Origin of the sequence: Dactylosporangium sp. NPDC006015, assembly GCF_040614215.1 — a bacterium.
Classification (GTDB): domain Bacteria; phylum Actinomycetota; class Actinomycetes; order Mycobacteriales; family Micromonosporaceae; genus Dactylosporangium; species Dactylosporangium maewongense.
In genome coordinates this window covers 257722-277221 of the sequence record NZ_JBEXUD010000001.1, presented here as the reverse complement: position 1 = coordinate 277221, position 19500 = coordinate 257722, and the positions used below count along the sequence as shown (strand labels likewise).

Below are 19500 nucleotides of genomic sequence, written 5' to 3'. Positions count from 1 at the left end.
AGCGCAGTCTCTATCCCCCCAGCAGGAGGCACACCGTGCGCTTCGGCCACTTCGACGACGAACGCCGCGAGTACGTCATCGACCGACCAGACACCCCGCTGCCCTGGATCAACTACCTCGGCACCGAGGCGTACTTCGGCATCATCTCCAACACCGCCGGCGGCTACTCGTTCTACCGCGACGCCCGGCTGCGCCGGCTGACCCGCTACCGGTACAACAACGCGCCGATGGACCTCGGCGGCCGCTACATCTACCTGCGCGACGAGGCCGAGTTCTGGTCGCCCACCTGGCAGCCGACGCAGACCGAGCTCGACGACTACGAGTGCCGGCACGGGCTGTCCTACACGCGTGTCGCCTCCCGGTACCGCGGGATCAAGGCCGAGACGCTCTACTTCGTGCCGCTCGGCGAGACCCTCGAGGTGTGGCGGCTCAAGGTCACGAACGAGCGGGACACGGCCGTGTCGCTGTCGGCGTTCTCGTCGATCGAGTTCTGCCTGTGGGACGCGCAGGACGACGCCACCAACTACCAGCGCAACTTCAACACCGGCCAGGTCGAGGTCGTCGACGGCGTCATCTACCACAAGACGGAGTACCGGGAGCGCCGCGACCACTTCGCCTACTTCGCGTGCAGCGAGCCGCTCGCCGGCTTCGACACGTCCCGGGAGGCGTTCCTCGGCCCCTACCGCTCCTGGGACCGGCCCCTCGCCGTCGAGCGCGGCGAGTCCGGCGACTCGATCGCCCACGGCTGGCAGCCGCACGGGTCGCACCACGTGAAGCTCACCCTCGAGCCGGGGGAGACCCGCGAGATCGGCTTCGTCCTCGGGTACTGGGAGAACCCCCGCGACGCGAAGTTCGACCCGCCGGGCTCGCAGACGATCAACAAGGCCGGCGCGCAGGCGAAGGTCGCCACCTGGCTGGCCCAGGAGACCGTCGACGCCGGCCTCGCCGCGCTCGCCGCGCGCTGGGAGGAGCTGCTCGGCGGGCTGCGCGTGCAGACCCCCGACGCCGACACCGACCGCATGGTGAACATCTGGAACGCGTACCAGAACATGGTCACGTTCAACATGAGCCGGTCGACGTCGCTGTACGAGTCGGGGATCGGCCGCGGGATGGGCTTCCGCGACTCGAACCAGGACCTGCTCGGCTTCGTCCACATGATCCCGGAGCGGGCCCGCGAGCGGATCCTCGACATCGCCGCCACGCAGCTGCCGACCGGTGGCGCATACCATCAGTACCAGCCGCTGACGAAGCGCGGGAACAACGACATCGGGTCCGGCTTCAACGACGACCCGCTGTGGCTCATCCTCGGCGTCTCCGCGTACATCAAGGAGAGCGGCGACTGGAGCATCCTCGACGAGCCCGTGCCGTTCGACAACGCGCCCGGCAGCGAGCAGTCGCTGTACGAGCACCTCAAGCTGTCGCTCCGGTACACCACCGAACGCCTCGGGCCGCACGGACTCCCGCTGATCGGCCGGGCCGACTGGAACGACTGCCTCAACCTCAACTGCTTCTCCGACACGCCCGGCGAGCCCTTCCAGACCACGGAGAACGCCACCGGCGGCGTGGCGGAGTCGGTGTTCATCGCCGGCCAGTTCGTCCTCGCCGCCCGCTCGCTCGCCGAGCTGGCTGTTCACAAGGACGACGATCCGGCGGCCTACCTGACCGCCGCGGAGAAGATGACCGGCTCGATCGCCGAGCACGGCTGGGACGGCGCGTGGTTCCGCCGCGCGTACGACTTCCACGGCAACGTCATCGGCTCCGCGTCCAACGACGAGGGCCAGATCTTCATCGAGCCGCAGGGCATGTGCATCATGGGCGGCGTCGGCCTGGACGACGGCACCGCCGTGCGCGCCCTGGCCAGCGTCCGCGAGCGGCTCGCCACCCCGCACGGCATCGTGCTGCAGCAGCCGGCGTTCTCGTCGTACCGCATCGAGCTCGGCGAGATCTCTTCCTACCCGCCGGGGTACAAGGAGAACGCCGGGATCTTCTGCCACACGAACCCGTGGCTCATGATCGCCGAGGCGATGGTCGGCAACGGCGACGGCGCGTTCGACTACTACAAGCGGATCAACCCGTCGGCCCGCGAGGAGATCGGCGACCTGCACCGCTGCGAGCCGTACGTCTACGCGCAGATGATCGCCGGCCGCGACGCGCCCACCCACGGCGAGGCGAAGAACTCCTGGCTGACCGGGACCGCCGCGTGGAACTACGCGGCCGTGACGCAGTGGATCCTGGGCATCCGGCCGGAGCTGTCCGGCCTGCGGATCGCGCCGGTCATCCCCTCGTCCTGGTCCGGTTTCTCGGCGGTACGGCGCTTCCGCGGCGCGACGTACACCATCACGGTCCAAAAGGAGCCCGGCGTCTCGGCGACCTCGTGCTCGCTCGTCGTCGACGGCGTGCCCGTCGACGGCGGCGTCCTGCCGGTCGCCCCGGCCGGCAGCTCGGTGCAGGTCGAGGCGCATTTGTCGTAGATCGTTTGGTTTTGTTTTGGCTTTGCCGCCGCGGTGTCGCGATTCTGGGGCACCGCGGCTGCAAGATCGCGAACGTGTGCGCACAATGGGGCGTGTCTTCCACCAACAGCCGCCCCCGTTCCGCGGGCCGCCCCACCCTCGATGAGGTCGCCTCGCGCGCCGGCGTGGGGCGGGGCACGGTCTCGCGGGTCGTCAACGGCTCGCCGCAGGTGAGCCCGGAAGCGCGGGCGGCCGTGCAGAAGGCGATCGACGAGCTCGGCTACGTCCCCAACCGCGCCGCCCGAGCCCTCGTCACGCAGCGCACCGACTCCGTCGCGCTCGTCGTGTCGGAGTCGGAGGAGCGGGTCTTCGGCGAGCCGTTCTTCGCCGGCATCGTCCGCGGCGTCAGCTCCGCCCTCGCCGACACCCAGCTGCAGCTGTGGCTCGCCATGGCCCAGTCCCCGGCGGAGCGCCAGCGCGTCGAGCACCACCTCACCAACCAGCACGTCGACGGCGTCATGCTGCTCTCCCTGCACGACGCCGACCCGCTGCCGCAGCTGCTGGAGCAGCGCGGCCTGCCCGTCGTCCTCGGCGGCCGCCCCGCCCGCATGCTGTCGTCCTCCGGCGGCGCCTCCTCCGACGTGGCCTTCGTGGACGCCGACAACGAGGGCGGCGCCCGCCTGGCCGTCGGTCACCTCCTGGACCGCGGCCGCCGCCGGATCGCCGCGATCGCCGGCCCGCAGGACATGGCCGCCGGCGTGTCCCGCCTCGCCGGCTACCGCGAGGCCCTCGACCGCGCCGGCCTGCCCGCCGACGAGTCCCTCATCGCCTACGGCGACTTCAGCGAGGCCTCGGGCGAGGTGGCCGTCCGTGAGCTGCTCGCCCGCGACCCCTCGGTCGACGCCGTCTTCGCCGCCTCCGACCTGATGGCCGTCGGCGCGCTGCGGGCCCTGCGCGAGCTCGGCAAGCGCGTCCCGTCGGACGTCTCCCTGGTCGGCTTCGACGACGTCGCCATCGCCCGCCAGACCGACCCGCCCCTGACCACCGTCCACCAGCCCGTCGAGGCCATGGGCCGCGAGATGGTCCGGCTGCTGCTCGCCCGCATCGCCGGCGCCGCCCCCACCGCCGTCATGGTCGAAACCCACCTGGTCGAACGCGCCAGCACGCTGTAATTCCCCCCACCGCTGCCGCGGCGGGGCCCGGCGGGGATTCTCACCCGCGGCCCCAATGCGCCGCTCCGCGCCGCACTGCTTCTCGTGATCCGGAAGACTTTGTGTCGTCAGAGCAGCACAAAGTCTTCCGGATCACGGAAACCGCGCCGCCCGCGATCACCCCGGACGGCTGCCGTCGGCCGTGATCCCGAGCGGTTGTGGTCTTCGCGCATCACGTGATCCGGAAGACTTTGTGTCGTCAGAGCAGCACAAAGTCTTCCGGATCATGAGGGTGCGCGCCGGTGGGCCGGGGCAGTGGAGTGGTGTCGCCCGGCTGCCGGTCTTTCTTGGCCGCCGCTTGATCGAATGACGAATCTGGCTGTGATGGCGGCCAGAACTGCAATTCGATCAACCGTGGAGCGGCGCGAGGGTCGGTGGCCGGCGGTGGCGCGGGGGAGTGGGCACCGGATGCGGCGCGCACGCGGGTGAGGCTGCCGCGCGTCAGCGCCGGCAGTGCGCCGCGCAGCGGCGCATTGGGGTGCGGGTGAGAATCCCCGCCGGGACCCGCCGCGCAGCGGTGGGGCGGAAGCACAGCGCAGTTTGCGGGAGGTGGGGATCGGGAAAGCGGTCAATGGAGGAGAGGTGGCTGAGATGACCGCACAGTGGAAGAAGGGTAAGCGGCGCGCGGAGAGCGTGGCTGAGGACGCCTGGGACTATCTGGTGTCCGCGGTCGAGTCGGCGCGTTCGGTCGGCGGGTCGGTGAAGGACCGGGCGTATGACCTCGCGGATGAGGCGTCGAGCCGGTACGGCACGGCGTCGGACCGGGTCGGGTCCGCGGCGGACGAGGCGTGGCACCGGGCGAGCCTGGCGTTCGACGCGTTGTCGGGGCGGAAGCAGCGCAAGCCGTGGGGCTGGATCGCGATCGCCGTGCTCGGTGGGATCGCGGTCGGCTGGGCGGCCGCCGCTTCGGCACCGAAGGCGATCCAGGCGGCGCAGGAGCGCTTCGAGGACGTGGAGGACCTGCCGTCCGCCACGTACGAGGCACCGGCCCCGTACCGCGTCGCGGAATGAGCGAACGGGCCGTCCCCCGAGGCAGGGGGCGGCCCGTTTTCAAGCCCGTCTCCAGGCCCTCTTCAGGCCCTCTTCAGGCCCGTCTTCAGGAGCTCAGCTGTACTTGCGCAGCTCACGCTTGGCGAGGGACGCGCGGTGCACCTCGTCGGGGCCGTCGGCCAGGCGCAGCGTTCGGGCCTGTGACCAGAGGGCGGCGAGCGGGGTGTCCTGGCTGACGCCGGCCGCGCCGTGGGCCTGGATGGCCTTGTCGACGACCCATTCGGTCATCTGCGGCACCGCGATCTTGATCGCCTGGATCTCGGTGTGGGCGCCCTTGTTGCCGACGGTGTCCATCAGCCAGGCGGTCTTCAGGACCAGGAGCCGGGCCTGTTCGATGCGGACGCGGGACTCGGCGATCCAGTCGCGCACCACGCCCTGCTCGGCCAGGGGGCGGCCGAACGCGATCCGCTCGCTGACCCGCTCGCACATCAGCTGCAGGGCGCGCTCCGCCATGCCGATGAGCCGCATGCAGTGGTGGATGCGGCCCGGGCCGAGACGGGCCTGCGCGATCGCGAACCCCGAGCCCTCCTCGGCGATGAGGTGGTCGGCGGGGACCCGTACATCGGCGAACTCCACCTCCGCGTGACCGCCGTGGGCGGCGTCGGTGTAGCCGAACACGTGCATGCCGCGCTTGACGGTGACGCCCGGGGTGTCCCGCGGGACGAGGATCATGCTCTGCTGCCGGTGCCGCTCGGCGGAGGGGTCCGACTTGCCCATCACGATGAAGATGGCGCAGTTGGGGTTCATGGCGCCGGAGGACCACCATTTGCGGCCGTTGATGACGTACGAGTCGCCGTCGCGCTCGATCCGGGTGGCGATGTTGGTCGCGTCGGACGAGGCGACGTCGGGCTCGGTCATGCAGAACGCGGACCGGATCTGGCCTTCCAGCAGGGGTTTGAGCCAGCGGTCCTGCTGCCCCGGCGAGCCGAACCCGGCGAGGACCTCCATGTTGCCGGTGTCGGGCGCGGCGCAGTTGAGCGCCTCGGGCGCCAGGTGCGGGCTGCGGCCGGTGATCTCGGCGAGCGGCGCGTACTGCAGGTTGGTGAGGCCGGCGCCGAAGCGGTCGTCGGGCAGGAACAGGTTCCACAGGCCGCGGTCGCGGGCCGACGCCTTCAGCTCCTCGATGACCGCGGGGCGTGCCCACGGGTCGCCTGAACCCGCGCTGAGCGCGGCCAGCTCCGCCTCGAAGCGGGGCTCGGCCGGATACACCTCCTCCTGCATGAAGTCGGTGAGCTTCTCGTGCAGCTCGGCGGTGCGCGTGTCGAAGCGGAAGTCCATCAGCTCTCTCCGTTGATCGCTGCGAGACCCTGCGCGAGCAGGGGCGGGACCAGCGCGCCGATCTGGTCGAAGCCGGCGCCGACCGTCTGGCCGCTGGTGTAGCGGAAGTGGATGCCCTCGAGGATGACGGCCAGCTTGTAGCAGGCCATCGCGACGTACCAGTGCAGGTCGTCCAGCGCCGCGCCGCTGGAGACGGCGTAGCGCTGGAGCAGCTCGTCGCCGGACGGGAACCCGGCGTCGGCCCCCAGCCCGCCGGCGATCGGGTTGAAGCCGAGCTTCAGGCGGTCCAGCACCGTCCAGTACGCCAGCAGCAGCCCCAGGTCGGTGAGCGGGTCGCCGATGGTGGCCATCTCCCAGTCGAGGACGGCCGCGACCTTCAGGCGGGCGGGGTCGACGATGAGGTTGTCGAGCCGGTAGTCGCCGTGCACGATCGCGGTGGTGGCGGAGACGGGGATCGTGGCGGCGAGCCGGTCCCGCAGCTGTGCGGCGTCGGGCAGGTCGCGGCTCGTCGACTGGGCCAGCTGCTTCGACCAGCGGCGGACCTGCCGCTCCAGGAAGCCCTCGGGCCGGCCGAAGTCGCCCAGGCCGATCCCGGCGGGGTCGACGCGGTGCAGGTCGGCGAGGGTGTCCATCATCGCGAACGCGACCTCGCGCCGCGCCTCCTCGCCGAGCGCGTCGGTCTGCCCGCGGCTGCGCAGCACCACCCCGGGCACCCGGGACATCAGGTAGAACGGCGCGCCGAGGACGCTGTCGTCCTCGCACAGCAGCAGCGCCTCAGGGACCGGCACGGTCGTCGGGCCGAGCGCGGAGATGATCCGGTGCTCCCTGGCCATGTCGTGCGCGGTGGCGAGGACGTGCCCGAGGGGCGGGCGGCGCAGCACGAAGACCTCGTTGACGATGTAGGTCAGGTTGGACCGGCCGCCGGCGATGAGCTCGGCCTGGATGGGTTCGGTGACGAGCCCAGGAGCCTTGTCCTGGAGGTACGCCGCGAGGCGGGCGAGGTCGAGACCGGGCGGGGTGCTCATCCGGCCAGTCCAGGGGTGAGACGCGTTCTCTGTCAAGAGTCGAGCCAGGTATTTCACCGCCAAATGTCCGTTTCCCTGGGGCTTCGGAAGGACTCGGAGACGTTCCGGCATCGATACGGCGGCGAAACGGCGCGGAAACCCGGCATCGGCAAGCTGTTCTCAGCACCAAAGAACGGCAGTACCGGAGAAACAACAGGTGACGTACACCAACGGCGGCGTACACGTCAGCCAAGGACGAACAGGGAGGTCGACGTCGATGCTGTTGCGGCTGAGAGTGGCGCTACCTGACCGTCCCGGCTCACTCGGGCAGGTCGCCCGGACGCTGGGTGTGGTCGGCGCCGACATCGTTTCGGTCGTTGTGCTGGAACGGGTCGGTGGCCGCGCGGTGGACGACCTCACCGTGGTGTGGCCGGCTTCGGCCTCCGTCGATCGTGTCCTCACCGGTCTTGCGGCGATCCCAGGCGTTCGCGTGGACGGTGTGTGGCGCGGCACGGAGCTGTCGGAGCCGAGCAGTGGCCGCGAGGTCGCGCTCATCGGACAGGTGGCGGCGAACCCGCAGCACGGCCTGGCAACGGTCGTGGACGCGGCGCCGGCACTGTTCGGAGCGGACTGGGCGGTCGCGATCCTCATCGGATCGGACTGGGCGGGCGGCGGCGCGCGAGCCCAGGCATGGTCCGGCTCCTCGGTGATCTGCGCCAGCTGGCGCACTCCGGATGTCCCCCCACAGGTGGACATCGCACCACTCCGGCCTCGCGCGATCAGCGCTGCTGACGGCATCCATCTTGCTGTCGCGCCTTTTCAGCGTGGAGGTCTGGTCCTTGTCGTCGCCCGCGGCGGGGCGGACGGCGACGCTGGAGCACCACCGTTCCACGGTTCCGAGGTGGAGCGGCTGGCGCAGCTGGTCGGTGCAACCGCATCTGTGCTCGGGGATCGGCTGGCGGGGCCTGGCTTGGCGGAGCTGGGTAAGGCGGGAGGCTCCGTTGCAGGAGCCCCCGCGCCCGCCGGCGCAACCATCCCCAGGGTGGCGTGAGATGACCCTCTGGCGCATCCGCGCGACGGTCGACGACCGTCCCGGTTTCCTGTCCGTGCTGACCGCGAGCCTCGCGCTGCGCAAGGTCAACATCCTGTCGGTCCAGGTGCACACCACCGAGTCCGGCGCCGTCGACGACTTCCTCGTGGAGGCGCCCGACGAGCTGACCGTCGCCGACCTCACCGAGGCCGTGCGGCGCGGCCGGGGCCGCGACGCGTGGGTCGCCCAGGCCGACGTGCGGGGCCTCATCGACGAGCCGACCCGGGTCCTCGCCCTGGCGGGGAAGGTCCTGGACGGCTCGGCGACCCTGGAGGAGGCGATCGCGGCGCTGCTCGGCGACTGCGACATCTCCTGGCGGGCGGACACGTCCACGGGCGCCGAGGGCTACACGTCGACCGGCATGCAGCTGCAGGACCCGGCCGGCGGCACCCTGTACGTCCGGCGCCCCGCGCCGGCCTTCACCCCTGCCGAGTACGCCCGGGCGCACGCGCTCGTCGCCCTGGCCCGCGTCGCGGGGAAGCGCAACACGGCAGCCTGAGACGTTCCTCAGCAGCGCTCGTCCTTGGCGGAGGACGGGCGCTGCTTTTTTGTGTCCTGACATGTAGTCTGCCGATATGTTGGTCGGGTACATGTCGGGGGGCAACCTATGAATGCGCTGGATGCCGCGCGGTGGCAGTTCGCCGTGACGGCCTCGCTGCACTTCCTCTTCGTCGCGCTCACGCTCGGTCTGGTGTTCTTCGTGGCGTCGGTGCAGACCCGCTACGTGCGCACCGGCGAGGAGGTGTACGGGCGGATGGCCCGCTTCTGGGGTGTGCTGTACGCGATCAACTACGCGGTCGGCATCGCCACGGGACTCGTCATGGAGTTCGAGATCGGGCTGAACTGGAGCGGCCTCAACCGGCTCACCGGCGACGTGTTCGGCGCGCCCCTGGCGATGGAGACCCTGATCGCGTTCGTGCTCGAGTCGACGCTGCTCGGCATGTGGCTCTTCGGCTGGGGCAAGCTGAACAAGAAGCTGCACCTGGCCCTGATCTGGGGCGTCGCCGCGACCGCGCTGCTGTCCGCGTTCTGGGTCATGGTCGCCAACTCGTTCCTGCAGCATCCCGTCGGCTACGCGCTGGACGCGGCCGGCACCGTCCGGCTCACCGACTTCGGCGCGCTGCTCACCAACAGCGCCCTGTGGTTCGCGCTTGGCCACACGGTCTCAGCCGCCATGCTGACCGGCGGCATCTTCGTCGCCGGCGTCAGCGCCTGGCACCTGCGCCGCCGCGACACCGAGGACGGCTTCTTCCGCAGGTCGCTGCGCAACGGCCTGCGCTCCGCGCTGGTCGGCGTGTTCTTCACCATCGGCTTCGGCTACGCCCAGTTCGGCCCGCTCACCGACAACCAGCCGACGAAGCTCGCCGGCGGCGACAAAGCTGTCGCCCAGCAGGCGGCGATGGTCGCGAAGCACGGCCCCGGCGACTACATCCCCAGCAGCATCGTCGGCGCGTCCCTCGGCGTCATGATCATGGTGGCCAACCTGCTGTTCCTGATCCTGCTCGTGGCGCAGCTGCTCACCATCCGCGACACGATCATCAAGCGCCGCTGGGCCCGCCCGATGCTGTGGGTGCTCACCGCCCTCATCCCGGTGCCGTTCCTGACCGCGATCGCCGGTTGGATCGTGCGCGAGGAGGGCCGCCAGCCGTGGGCCGTCTACGGGCTGCTCAAGACCGCCGACGCCGTCTCGCCGATGAGCGACCGGGCGCTGACGCTGTCGACGATCGGCTTCACGGTGCTCGTCGCCGGCCTCGCCCTCACCGACTGGTGGCTGCTCGCCCGCAGGGCCAGACGCGGCCCCGGCGACGAGTTCCTGCCCGAGACCCTGCCCGCACGCGAGGAGGTGCTGGTGTGAGCACGTTCTGGTTCGCAGTTCTGGGGCTGCTGTTCGCGACGTACTTCGCACTCGGCGGGCTCGACCAGGGCGTCGCGCTGCTGCTGCCGCTGTACAGGAGCGACGACGCCAAACGGGGCGCGCTCAACGCCATCGGGCCGATGTTCCTCGGCAACGAGGTGTGGATCGTCGGTGCCGTCGGCGTCCTCGTCGCCGCGTTCCCCCGGCTGGAGGGGGAGCTGTTCGGCGCCGCGTACCCGGTGATCGTCGCCGTGGTGCTCGGCCTCATCGCCCTGAACGCCGGCGTGCAGCTGCGCGGCCGGGCGGTGCGCCGCGGCGGGTTCGACGCGCTCATCACCGGCGGCGGTCTGGTCCTCGCCGCCGGCTGGGGCCTGCTGCTCGGTGTCGTGTTGCACGGTGTACCGGTGGACGCCGGCGGTCACGTGCACGGCTTCGCGCCCCTCGCGAGCCCGGCCGTGTGGCTCACCGCGCTCGCCAACGTCGCTCTCGTCGTGGCCAACGGCGCGGCGTACCTCAACTGGCGCGGCGTCGGCGCACCGTCGAGGACCGGGCCTGCCGCCGCGGCCCTCGTGGCGCTCGCGGCCGGCGCCTGGTATCTGCAGGGCCCGCCGGACATCCGCAACCCGCTGCTCGCCACCGTCCTGGCCGCGGTCGTCGTGGCCGCGCTGGTCTTCGCCGGCGTCGCGAAACGTCCGGGGCGGGCGTTCGTGGCCACGCTTGTGGCGTGCGCCCTACCCGTGATCGCGGTGGCCCTGGCCAGGTACCCGGGCGTGCTAGCGTCCACGATGGACCCGGGTGCGACGGTGACCGTCGAGAGCGCGGCCGCCGGTGGGGACACCCTCCGGCTGCTCGCCATCGGCGCGGCGCCGCTGCTGCCCGTGCTGGTCGCCGTGCAGATCTCCTGCTGGTGGCTGTTCAGGCGGCGGGAGAGTCAGCCCACCCCTCTCTACTGGTAGGGCGCGCGGACGTTCATGGACAGAAGACTGCTGCGGCTCGGGCCGGTCAGGCACTATGCGACGGTGCTGGCCGGCTCGGCCGTCCTGGCCGCGATCCTGATCGTCGGCCAGGCGGTCAGCCTCGCCACGTTGCTGACGGGCTTCACCACGAACGCCGCCCTGACCTGCCTCGCGTTCGTCGTGCTGCGCGGCGCGCACGGCGCCGTCGCGGGCGCAGTCGCCGGGCGCGCGACCGCCCGCGTCAAGGCGCACCTGCGGGCGGAGCTGCTCGGCGCCGCCACCGCCCGCGGCCCCGGCTGGCTCGGCGGGCAGCGCGCCGGCGAGCTCGCCACCCTCGCCGGTCGCGGCGTCGACGGGCTCGACGGGTACCTCTCCTCCTACCTGCCGCAGGTGTTCCTCGCCGTCACGGTCCCGCTCGCCACGCTCGGCTGGCTCGCGTTCACCGACCTCACCTCCGCGATCGTGGTCGGCGTGACGCTGCCGCTCATCCCGGTCTTCGGCGTGCTCGTCGGCAAGCAGACCGGCGCCCGCACCAAGCACCAGTGGCACCTGCTGCAGCGCCTCGGCGGCCACTTCCTCGACACCGTCATCGGCCTGCCGACGCTGCGCACGTTCGGCGCCGAACGGTCACAGGTCCGCCGGGTCCGGGCCATGGCCGACGCCTACCGGGTCGCGACGATGCGGACGCTGCGCCTGGCGTTCCTGTCCGCGCTCGTGCTGGAGCTCGTCGCGACCGTCTCGGTGGCGCTCGTCGCGGTGCCCGTCGGCCTGCGGCTCCTCGACGGGAAGCTGACCCTCGCCGCAGCGCTGGTCGTGCTGCTGCTCGCCCCGGAGGCGTACCTGCCGCTGCGGGCGCTGGGCACCAAGTTCCACGCCAGCCAGGAAGGGCTCGCGGCCTCCGCCGAGATCTTCAAGGTCCTCGACGCCGCGCCGGTTCCGCCGGTACGGGCGGCGCCCCGCCTCCCGGACGCGCGCTTCGCGGGTCTCGTGTTCGACCGCGTGGAGGTGCGCTACGGCGATGTCATGGCCCTGCGCGACCTCACCCTCGAGGTGATGCACGGCGACAGGGTCGCCCTCGTCGGCCCGAGCGGCGGCGGCAAGTCCACGCTCCTGTCGTTGGTGCTCGGCTTCGTCACGCCGGCGTCGGGCCGGGTGCTCGTCGACGGCGCCGACCTCGCGGACCTCGACCTCACCGCGTGGCGGGCCCGGCTCGCATGGATGCCGCAGCGCCCGCACCTCTTCGCCGGCACCGTCACCGACAACATCCGCCTCGGCGCTCCTCCTGGCGCGTCAGGGGCTTCTCCTGATTCGTCAGGCGCTCTTTCCGGTCTGCCAGGCTCTGCTTCCGGTCTGCCGGGTGCTGCTTCCGGTCTGCCGGGTGCTGCTCCGGATTCGTCGGGCGCTGCTTCCGGTTTATCAGGCGCTCCGCGCCCGCTAAACCGGAAATATCAGCATTCGCCGTGGCTTGACCAGGATGTCGTCGACGCCGCCGTCGCCGCGGACGCCGACGCGTTCATCCGGGCCCTGCCTCAGGGATACGACACCGACCTCGGCAGGCACGGGCTCTCCAGCGGCCAGCGGCAGCGGCTCGCCATGGCCCGGGCGTTCCTGCGGCGCGACACGGCGGACCTGCTGCTGCTCGACGAGCCGACCGCCCGCCTCGACGCGGCGAGCGAGGCGGCGGTGATCGACGCCGCCGCCCGGCTGGCGGCGGACCGCACCGCCCTGCTCGTCGCGCACCGGCCGGCGCTGCTGTCGATCGCCACCCGCGTCGTCGAGATCAAGGACGGCGTCGCGTCCGCGGTGGTGGCCGCATGAAGCTCATCCCCGCGTCCGCGCTCGTCCGGCTGGTCCTCGCCGGGCTCCTTGGCGTGCTGACGGAGGTCGCCGGGATCGGCCTCGTCGGCACCGCCACCTGGATGATCGTCCGGGCGGCCGAGCAGCCACCCCTGGCGGCGCTGTCGGTGGCGATCGCGGCGGTGCGTGGCTTCGCTCTGGTCAAGGGCGGTCTGCGGTACGCCGAGCGGCTCGCCGGCCACGACGCCGTCCTCCGCGTGCTGGCCGATCTGCGGGCCCGCGCGTTCGCCGCGCTCACCGCGTCCCGCGGGCGGGTGTCGTCCGGCGACGTGCTGAGCCGGGTCGTCTCCGACGTCGACGGGGTGCAGGACGCCGTCCTCCGCGGGGCGCTGCCGGCCGGGGTCGCCGCCGTCGTCGGCCTCGGCGGGGTCGCGGGGCTCGCCGTCGCCGACCCTGCCGCGGGGCTGGCGCTGCTGGCCGGGCTCGTCGTCGCCGGGGTCGTGCTGCCGTGGGCCGGGCACCGCCTCACCGCCGCCCGGAGCGGGGCGATCGCCGCGGCCCGGGGCGAGCTGACGGCCGCGACCGTCGACGTGATGCACGGGGTGGCGGAGCTGTCCGCGTTCGGGGCGCTGCCCGCGGCGCTCGCCGACGCCGAGGCGCGGGGCCACCGGCTCGCCGCGCTGGAGGCCCGGTCCGCGACCGTGGCCGCGGTCGTCGGCGGGATCGCCGCGGTCGTCCCGGCCGCGGTGGCGGTCTGGGTCGGCGTGGTCGCCGGCGGTTCGTCGGCGGCGGTGCTCGCGCTGGTCGCGCTCGCCGTCGGGGAGGTCGTGGTGCCGCTCGCCGCGGCCGCCGTCCGGCAGACCGAGCTGCGCGGCGGCCTGCACCGGGTCCGTGCCCTGCTCGCCACCACCGTCGACGACCTGCCTTCGGACGAGCACGACGGGCCGCTGGCCGGCACCGTGGACCTGGCGCTGCGGGGCGTGACCGTCCGGTACGGCGACGACCTGCCGCCCGCCCTCGCCGACGTCGACCTCGCGCTGCCGGCGGGGAGCCGGGTCGCGGTCGTCGGGGCCAGCGGGTCCGGCAAGTCGACGCTCCTCGCCGCGATCGCCGGCCGGGTGCCCCTCGCGTCCGGCACCGTCGACGGCATGCCCGGCGGGGCAGCGGCGTGGCGGGTGGCCGGGGGCGTGTTCGCCGACGCGCACGTCTTCCACGCGACGGTCCGCGACAACCTGCTTCTCGGCCGCGACGGGTTCGACGACGCGGCGCTCCGGCAGGCGCTCGTGGACGCCGGGCTGCCCGAGTACGCCGACCGGCTCGACGACCTCGTCGGCGAGGACGGCGGGAAGCTCTCCGGCGGCCAGCGGCAGCGGCTGCTCCTGGCGCGGGCGCTGGTGGCGGCGCCGCCCGTGCTGCTGCTGGACGAGCCGACCGAAGGCCTCGACGCCGGCGCGGCCGACGCCGTCCTCGACAGCGCGCTGCGGGCGGCGGGGGAGCGGACCGTGGTCGTCGTGACGCACCGCGCGGCGGAGCTCGGCCGGTTCGACCGCGTCGTGCGCGTGGAGGAAGGCCGGACGACCAGCGGCTGACGCCGCCGGGACCGTGCGCGTCAGCAGAAGGCCTGACGAGCGGCGGGTGGGACGTGCGGGTCAGGAGAGGGCCGGACGAACGGCGGTTGACGCCGGACAACCACCATGTGGGAACCTTGAGCGGTGGACGGGGTGACCCATGGAGCCGGCCCGATCGACGTCTATGTCGACGGCCTCGCCGCCGCGCTGCGTGGGCCGCGCCGGCACCGGCAGGAGATGATCACCGAGGCGCGGGACAGCCTGTTCGACGCCGCCGAGGCCTACGCGGACGAGGGCCACGACCCGCTCGACGCGCAGCGCCTGGCCGTCGCCGACTTCGGCACCCACCCGCAGGTCGTGCCCGGCTACCAGACCGAGCTCGCCGCGCTGCAGGGCCGCCGCACCGCGACGTGGATCGCGCTCGTGCTGCCGGTCATGACGCTGCTCGAGCCGCTCATGTGGTGGAACACGAAGTGGAGCTCCGACGAGCGCGCCAGCCACGTCTACTGGGTGCTCGTCGACCACTTCCAGTACACGTCGTTCCTCGCCGCGGCGGCCGCCGGGCTCGCGATCGTCGGGTTCGGGTGGGGCAGCCGGTTCCTGCGCGACGGCATGCGGTATGCCCGCCTCGTCGGCCAGGCGACGGTCGTGTTCCTCGGCATGCACGCGCTGCTGGGCCTGACCGTCTTCGCGTTGAGCCTCCACCAGTGGCCGGCCGCCGCGACCTGGCCGCCGGTGCTCATCGGCATGGCCGTCAACACCGCCGCGTTCGGCTATGCGGGGTGTCTGGCGATCCGGTGCGTGTCGGCCACCAGTACATCGGCGGCAAGGGCCTGAGGGTCAGGCCGTCGCGGGCGGTGGGAGCAGGACCGCGCCGATCGTGGCCGTGAACTCCTGCCACGCCGACCGCTCCTCCGCCAGGACCTTCCGGCCGGCGCTGGTCAGCCTGTAGGTGCGGCGCTCGCGGCCGCCGACCGTGGACCAGGCGCTCTCCACATACCCCGCGCGCTCCAGCCGGCGCAGCGCGGGATAGACCGTGCCCGTCGGCAGTGCCAGCGAGCCGCCGCTGCGCTCCTGGAGGGCCTCGATGATCGCATAGCCGTGGCGGGGCTCGCCGTCCAGCACCGCGAGCAGGAGTGCGTCGAGATGCCCGCGCAGCGCGTCCGCCTTCATGTGTAGCGAGTCTACGGGTTTGGCGCCCCCGACGCCATTTCCCGGCGCCCCCGGGCCTGGCCGTTCCCGGCGTCCGGGACCGGCCACCTGGCTTGGCCGGACGTGGTTTACCGGGGGCGCGTCTGGGAAGACCGCGGTTGGGTGATCGGGTGACCGGTGGACGGACCGGAGGTCGAGGAGCGGTATGAGGCGGCGGGTCGAAGCCACGCAAGACGTCGAGGCGCTGTGGCCGAACGGGCTGGGCACCACGCTCGCCATCGCGTCGGGCCGCGCGCTCGCGTACCGTGGCGGCGTCGCCCGCCCGGTCGTCGCCGCTCCACAGTGGACAATGGATCGGTCGGGCCGGATCGGCGCCCCGCCGGGCAGCCGGTCCGACGGCGCCGGCCGGCACGCCCGCCGCGAGCTCGACGCCGAGGACGTCGCCGCGTGGTTCGTCGGCCAGCTCCCCGAAGGCTCCTACAACGGCCTCGTCGTCGGCTCCCCGCACGGGGCCGCCGTCCACCTCGCGATGGCCCTCGGCGTGCCGTGGCTGCCGGTCGCGTTCGAGGTGCCGACCCCCGAGGTCGCCGCCGGCGAACGACCCGCGCAGGACGGTGAGCGCCTCGCCCGGGACATCCTCACGGACAACCCCGATGTCGGCATCCGGCAGGTGTACGACCCGGTGTGGCGCGGCTGGTCCGGTGCCGCGACCGCCTATGCGGTGGTGCGCTGGCGCCGGCTGCCGCTGGCGTACCGCCGGCTCATCGCCGAACGCCTGAACCCCGACGCCCCGATCGTCGTGGTCCGGGACGTCAGCCGCTGGCAGACGTCCGCCGGTGACGACGGCTACTCCTTCCAGCTCGGCAGCCGCGCCAGCGGCCTCGGCCCCGGCGACTACCGCGACGACCGGTCACTGCGCGGCCGGTCCCCGCGCGCCGACAGCGACGGCGAACGCGCCGTCGACCGCGGCCTGGTCGAGGACCTTCGCCGGTACGGCTCAGCGCACGGCCACCCCATCCGCCAGGTCCTCTACCGCCACCCCGACGTGCTCAGCGGCGCCGTCGCCGACCTCTACCGGGGCTGGCTGCGCGCCGGCACCCGCACCGCCGCCCGCCTCGTCGTGGAATGCGGCCGGCTCCTGGACCCCTGGCACGTCCTGCGCGCCGGCCTCGTCCCGTACTGGTGCGAGCACCCCCTGCGCTCGGCGGTCCGCTCCCTGTCGTGGTGGCTGGCCGGCAGCGAACCCTTCACCTCCGTCGACGTCTTCGCCGAACCCCCGGGCATGCCGCTGCCGACCGTCGCGCGGCTGGAGGAGTGGCAGGCCGTCGCGGCCTTCGCCACCCGCCACGGCCTCGTCGACCGCCGCTGCGCCCGCGCCTACCCTTCGGGCGTCGTGCCGGGCCACCACGCCACCCAGGTCCTGCGGATGCACCCCTACGACCTGCCCTACCTGCCGTTTCTGACCGTCCCGGCGGCCCTGTCCGCCATGACCCACAGCGCCCAGACCGACGGCCTCCTGGTCCTCTGACCGCGATGCGTCAGGGGGAGTCCTCGGACTTCTCCTTGTTCTTCTGGACCTTGCTGATGACGTCGTGGAGGGGCTTGGTGCCGCTGCCGACGACGATGCCGGTGACGATGGCGTCGATCCAGACGGGGATGCCGTCCCAGGACTCGCCGGCGATGGAGTGCAGCAGGTACAGGCCGCCGGCCGAGGACGCGACGGTGGCCACGGCGGTGGCGATGCCCCAGGAGACGAGGCCGCGGCTGGCCCGGCCCTTCTCCACCATGGACTTCGCGTGGGCGACCTGGATCAGGTCGTCGAGGGTCGCGTCGTGGTACTTGTTGGCGAGGTTGGCCACGGCGGCCTCCAGCTCGCCGCGGGCGTGCTTGCCGGGCAGGAACCTGGCGAACGGCTCCAGGATCCGCTCGACGGCGGTGGCGAACGCGAACAGCACCGCGAAGAACGTCGTCGCGTCGGGCAGGTGGATCGCCTGGGCGTTGATCTTGTAATGCCAGAGCGCCCAGGAGCCGAGGCCGCCGGCGGCGACCAGGAGGAACGCCGACACCAGGGAGAGCACCGACGCGGGCTGCGGCGGGACCGCGGCGGCCTCGCCGCCCGGCGTGGGCTCGGGCGGGCCGGCCGCGGCGATCGCGATCCCCACCTCGTCGCCCTGCACGGCGGCCCCGGCGCCCTGCACGGCATCCCCGGCGCCCGGCGCGGCGGCCTCGGCGCTCGCGGACTGGGTGGAGGCGCCCGGTGAGAACGGGGCGGACTGGGCGGGCACGTGGGCCCGGCCGACGGCGGGAGCCTCGGCGGCGGGCGTCACCGAGGCGGCCGCGACGACGCGGCTGGAGTGGGGACCGAGCACGTTCGTGCGACGGACGAGAGCCATGGCCGAGACGCTAGCGCCGCATCGATCAGCATGCGATATCCGATTGCCGATATCGACCCGGCGCTCACTCCGGCGTCGCGCTGCGTAACGTCAGCGGCCCCGGGTTGACAGCCGGCGAGGCAGCAGGCGAGGCAGGCGAGGCGGCGGCCGGGGAGGCGGCCGGTGCGGGGGCAGGCGTGGCGGCAGGCGATGGAGGCCGGCGTTCGACCCACCGCGCCACCAGCGGCCCGGCGACCAGGGCGGCCACGTCGAACACGGCGTGCACGACGATCGGCGCGAAGAGCCCCCCGGTGAGGTCGTACAGCAGCGTGAACAGCGACCCGAGCACCGTCGCGCCCAGGGCGCCGCGCCAGCCCTGGTACAGGTGGGCGGTGCCGAACAGCAGCAGCGACAACCCCGCGGCCACCCATGCGTCCAACCCGAGGATCCCGACGCCGGCGGCGATGAACAGCCCCCGGTACACCACCTCCTCGCCGATGCCCACGGACACGGAGAGCAGGCCCGCCAGCCAGCGCTCGGCCGCCGTGACCGGCTGCAGGAACCGGATCCGCGCCAGGGTCTCCTCGCCGCCGCGCCGGCCGAGCATGCGGGCGCCGTCGCGGCGGGCCCGCGCGAAGCGGGCGTGGTTGACGACCACGACCAGCGTGAACCACGCCGAGAAGCCGGCCGCGAGCGCGACGTCGCCGGCCCCGATCGGGCGCAGACCCAGGGCGGCGAGGCCGACGCCGTCCGTCGCCGCGACGGCGGACGCGGCCAGCGTCAGCGTGATCGAGGTGATGATGCCGCCGCGGTACAGGCGGATCCTGCCGCCCGGGGTGGCGACGAGGCGTTCGCGGGCGGCGCGGGCCTTCGCCGTCGCCGCGCGGATGCCGCCGGCGGTGGTCACGAGCGCGACGAGCAGCACCAGGACGGTGGCGGCCGGATCGAACCCGGGGGTGACCCATTCGAACATGCCGTTCATGATGCGGCCGCCCGCCGGGCGAGCAACATCGGCACGAGCAGCAGTGACACCAGGTCGACCGTGATGTGCAGGGCGATCGGCACGAGCAGGTTGCCGGTCAGCGCGTAGAGGACGGTGAACACGACCGCCGCCCCGGTGGTGGCGACCACGCCCCGCAGGCCCTGGTAGCGGTGGCCGAGCCCGAACAGCAGCGCCGAGAGGACGGCCGCCGCCCACGCGGGGAGGCCGAGGACGCCGACGCCGGCGGCGATGAACAGGCCACGGAACACGATCTCCTCGCCGGTCCCGGCCGCGACGGCCCCGGCGGCCGCCCAGCGTCGCTCCAGCGGCGTCGTGGGCCGCAGGAACGCCAGCGGATCGTCGTCCGGGTCGATGGGGCCGGCGCGGACGGTCAGCACCGCGGCGGTGCCGGCGGCCGCGGCGGACAGGGCCAGCGCGATCGCGGCGTCGCCGAGGGTCACGGGCCGCAGGCCGAGGTCGGTGAGGGTCAGGCCGGGGCCGACGAGGACCGTCTCGAGGGCGATGAGGGCGGTCAGGGTGTTCGTCGCCGCCGACCGGCGGAACGCCGTGACGAGGCCGCCGGCGGCGATCCGCGCCCGCATCCGGTCCGGTGAGGCCCGCAGGACCGTGACGGTCAGGACGGCGATCACCAGCACCGTGAGGATCACCTCGGTGGCGTGGAACGTCGGGTCGATCCAGTCGAGCACGGCAGCCATCATGAGACAGCGAAGGGGC

Annotated in this window: 17 protein-coding genes; 11 read left to right on the top strand and 6 right to left on the bottom strand. The window is 73.0% G+C overall.

Annotated elements, in window-relative coordinates:
- The first annotated feature begins 35 nt into the window (after nucleotides 1-35).
- From ABZ321_RS01205 to ABZ321_RS01195, 3 genes are all read left to right on the top strand, one after another.
- Nucleotides 36-2471, top strand: coding sequence for a glycosyl transferase (locus tag ABZ321_RS01205; RefSeq protein ID WP_354888371.1), 2436 nt, complete (start codon nucleotides 36-38; stop codon nucleotides 2469-2471).
- Between the two features lie 92 nt (nucleotides 2472-2563).
- On the top strand, nucleotides 2564-3622 hold the full coding sequence (locus ABZ321_RS01200) for a LacI family DNA-binding transcriptional regulator (protein ID WP_344503122.1): 1059 nt from the start codon (nucleotides 2564-2566) through the stop codon (nucleotides 3620-3622).
- 630 nt (nucleotides 3623-4252) lie between these two features.
- Complete coding sequence (locus tag ABZ321_RS01195; RefSeq protein ID WP_344503121.1) at nucleotides 4253-4672, top strand: hypothetical protein; 420 nt, start codon at nucleotides 4253-4255, stop codon at nucleotides 4670-4672.
- A 93-nt stretch (nucleotides 4673-4765) separates the two neighbouring features.
- Here the strand turns inward: ABZ321_RS01195 and ABZ321_RS01190 are convergent, their stop codons facing one another.
- Both ABZ321_RS01190 and ABZ321_RS01185 read right to left on the bottom strand, forming a co-directional pair.
- A complete protein-coding gene (locus tag ABZ321_RS01190; protein WP_354888368.1) occupies nucleotides 4766-5989 on the bottom strand; it encodes an acyl-CoA dehydrogenase family protein in 1224 nt (407 codons plus the stop codon).
- Nucleotides 5989-7014 (bottom strand): phosphotransferase family protein, encoded by a 1026-nt coding sequence (locus tag ABZ321_RS01185; protein ID WP_354888365.1) that lies wholly within the window; start codon nucleotides 7012-7014, stop codon nucleotides 5989-5991. The genes ABZ321_RS01190 and ABZ321_RS01185 overlap by 1 nt, the downstream gene beginning before the upstream one ends.
- A gap of 256 nt (nucleotides 7015-7270) precedes the next feature.
- On the opposite strand from ABZ321_RS01185, the gene ABZ321_RS01180 reads away from it, so the two are divergent.
- The 7 genes from ABZ321_RS01180 to ABZ321_RS01150 all read left to right on the top strand — a co-directional run bounded on the left by ABZ321_RS01180 (nucleotide 7271) and on the right by ABZ321_RS01150 (nucleotide 15096).
- Nucleotides 7271-8044 (top strand): amino acid-binding protein, encoded by a 774-nt coding sequence (locus tag ABZ321_RS01180; RefSeq protein WP_344503118.1) that lies wholly within the window; start codon nucleotides 7271-7273, stop codon nucleotides 8042-8044.
- 1 nt (nucleotide 8045) lies between these two features.
- Nucleotides 8046-8582, top strand: a complete 537-nt coding sequence (locus ABZ321_RS01175) for an ACT domain-containing protein (RefSeq protein ID WP_344503117.1) — start codon at nucleotides 8046-8048, stop codon at nucleotides 8580-8582.
- A gap of 108 nt (nucleotides 8583-8690) precedes the next feature.
- Nucleotides 8691-9938: a cytochrome ubiquinol oxidase subunit I gene (locus ABZ321_RS01170; protein ID WP_354888361.1), complete on the top strand. Its 1248-nt coding sequence runs from the start codon at nucleotides 8691-8693 to the stop codon at nucleotides 9936-9938.
- Complete coding sequence (locus ABZ321_RS01165) at nucleotides 9935-10894, top strand: cytochrome d ubiquinol oxidase subunit II (RefSeq protein WP_344503115.1); 960 nt, start codon at nucleotides 9935-9937, stop codon at nucleotides 10892-10894. The genes ABZ321_RS01170 and ABZ321_RS01165 overlap by 4 nt, the downstream gene beginning before the upstream one ends.
- A gap of 15 nt (nucleotides 10895-10909) precedes the next feature.
- Nucleotides 10910-12712 carry a thiol reductant ABC exporter subunit CydD gene (cydD, locus tag ABZ321_RS01160; RefSeq protein WP_354888358.1) on the top strand — a complete coding sequence of 601 codons (1803 nt, stop codon included), beginning with the start codon at nucleotides 10910-10912 and terminating at the stop codon, nucleotides 12710-12712.
- Entirely contained in the window at nucleotides 12709-14280 is a 1572-nt protein-coding gene (gene cydC, locus ABZ321_RS01155; RefSeq protein WP_354888355.1) for a thiol reductant ABC exporter subunit CydC, read from the top strand. The genes cydD and cydC overlap by 4 nt, the downstream gene beginning before the upstream one ends.
- Before the next feature lie 132 nt (nucleotides 14281-14412).
- Complete coding sequence (locus tag ABZ321_RS01150) at nucleotides 14413-15096, top strand: permease prefix domain 1-containing protein (protein WP_344503112.1); 684 nt, start codon at nucleotides 14413-14415, stop codon at nucleotides 15094-15096.
- Between the two features lie 3 nt (nucleotides 15097-15099).
- On the opposite strand, the gene ABZ321_RS01145 is transcribed toward ABZ321_RS01150, so the two are convergent.
- On the bottom strand, nucleotides 15100-15432 hold the full coding sequence (locus tag ABZ321_RS01145; protein ID WP_344503111.1) for a helix-turn-helix transcriptional regulator: 333 nt from the start codon (nucleotides 15430-15432) through the stop codon (nucleotides 15100-15102).
- A gap of 184 nt (nucleotides 15433-15616) precedes the next feature.
- Between ABZ321_RS01145 and ABZ321_RS01140 the strand changes: the two genes are divergently transcribed.
- Nucleotides 15617-16939 carry a hypothetical protein gene (locus tag ABZ321_RS01140; protein ID WP_344503110.1) on the top strand — a complete coding sequence of 441 codons (1323 nt, stop codon included), beginning with the start codon at nucleotides 15617-15619 and terminating at the stop codon, nucleotides 16937-16939.
- A gap of 10 nt (nucleotides 16940-16949) precedes the next feature.
- On the opposite strand, the gene ABZ321_RS01135 is transcribed toward ABZ321_RS01140, so the two are convergent.
- The 3 genes from ABZ321_RS01135 to ABZ321_RS01125 all read right to left on the bottom strand — a co-directional run bounded on the left by ABZ321_RS01135 (nucleotide 16950) and on the right by ABZ321_RS01125 (nucleotide 19472).
- Nucleotides 16950-17804, bottom strand: coding sequence for a hypothetical protein (locus ABZ321_RS01135; protein ID WP_354888351.1), 855 nt, complete (start codon nucleotides 17802-17804; stop codon nucleotides 16950-16952).
- Between the two features lie 64 nt (nucleotides 17805-17868).
- The gene (locus tag ABZ321_RS01130; protein WP_354888348.1) at nucleotides 17869-18756 is read right to left on the bottom strand and encodes a CPBP family intramembrane glutamic endopeptidase; all 888 of its coding nucleotides are present in this window, start codon (nucleotides 18754-18756) and stop codon (nucleotides 17869-17871) included.
- 5 nt (nucleotides 18757-18761) lie between these two features.
- On the bottom strand, nucleotides 18762-19472 hold the full coding sequence (locus tag ABZ321_RS01125) for a CPBP family intramembrane glutamic endopeptidase (protein ID WP_354888345.1): 711 nt from the start codon (nucleotides 19470-19472) through the stop codon (nucleotides 18762-18764).
- Between the last annotated feature and the right edge of the window lie 28 nt (nucleotides 19473-19500).

Coding starts and splice junctions, on each gene's coding strand:
- cydD (WP_354888358.1), top strand. CDS start 10,910: ATGGACAGAAGACTGCTGCGGCTCGGGCCGGTCAGGCACTATGCGACG.
- ABZ321_RS01180 (WP_344503118.1), top strand. CDS start 7,271: ATGCTGTTGCGGCTGAGAGTGGCGCTACCTGACCGTCCCGGCTCACTC.
- cydC (WP_354888355.1), top strand. CDS start 12,709: ATGAAGCTCATCCCCGCGTCCGCGCTCGTCCGGCTGGTCCTCGCCGGG.
- ABZ321_RS01190 (WP_354888368.1), bottom strand. CDS start 5,989: ATGGACTTCCGCTTCGACACGCGCACCGCCGAGCTGCACGAGAAGCTC.
- ABZ321_RS01175 (WP_344503117.1), top strand. CDS start 8,046: ATGACCCTCTGGCGCATCCGCGCGACGGTCGACGACCGTCCCGGTTTC.
- ABZ321_RS01145 (WP_344503111.1), bottom strand. CDS start 15,432: ATGAAGGCGGACGCGCTGCGCGGGCATCTCGACGCACTCCTGCTCGCG.
- ABZ321_RS01170 (WP_354888361.1), top strand. CDS start 8,691: ATGAATGCGCTGGATGCCGCGCGGTGGCAGTTCGCCGTGACGGCCTCG.
- ABZ321_RS01140 (WP_344503110.1), top strand. CDS start 15,617: ATGAGGCGGCGGGTCGAAGCCACGCAAGACGTCGAGGCGCTGTGGCCG.
- ABZ321_RS01185 (WP_354888365.1), bottom strand. CDS start 7,014: ATGAGCACCCCGCCCGGTCTCGACCTCGCCCGCCTCGCGGCGTACCTC.
- ABZ321_RS01195 (WP_344503121.1), top strand. CDS start 4,253: ATGACCGCACAGTGGAAGAAGGGTAAGCGGCGCGCGGAGAGCGTGGCT.
- ABZ321_RS01130 (WP_354888348.1), bottom strand. CDS start 18,756: ATGTTCGAATGGGTCACCCCCGGGTTCGATCCGGCCGCCACCGTCCTG.
- ABZ321_RS01135 (WP_354888351.1), bottom strand. CDS start 17,804: ATGGCTCTCGTCCGTCGCACGAACGTGCTCGGTCCCCACTCCAGCCGC.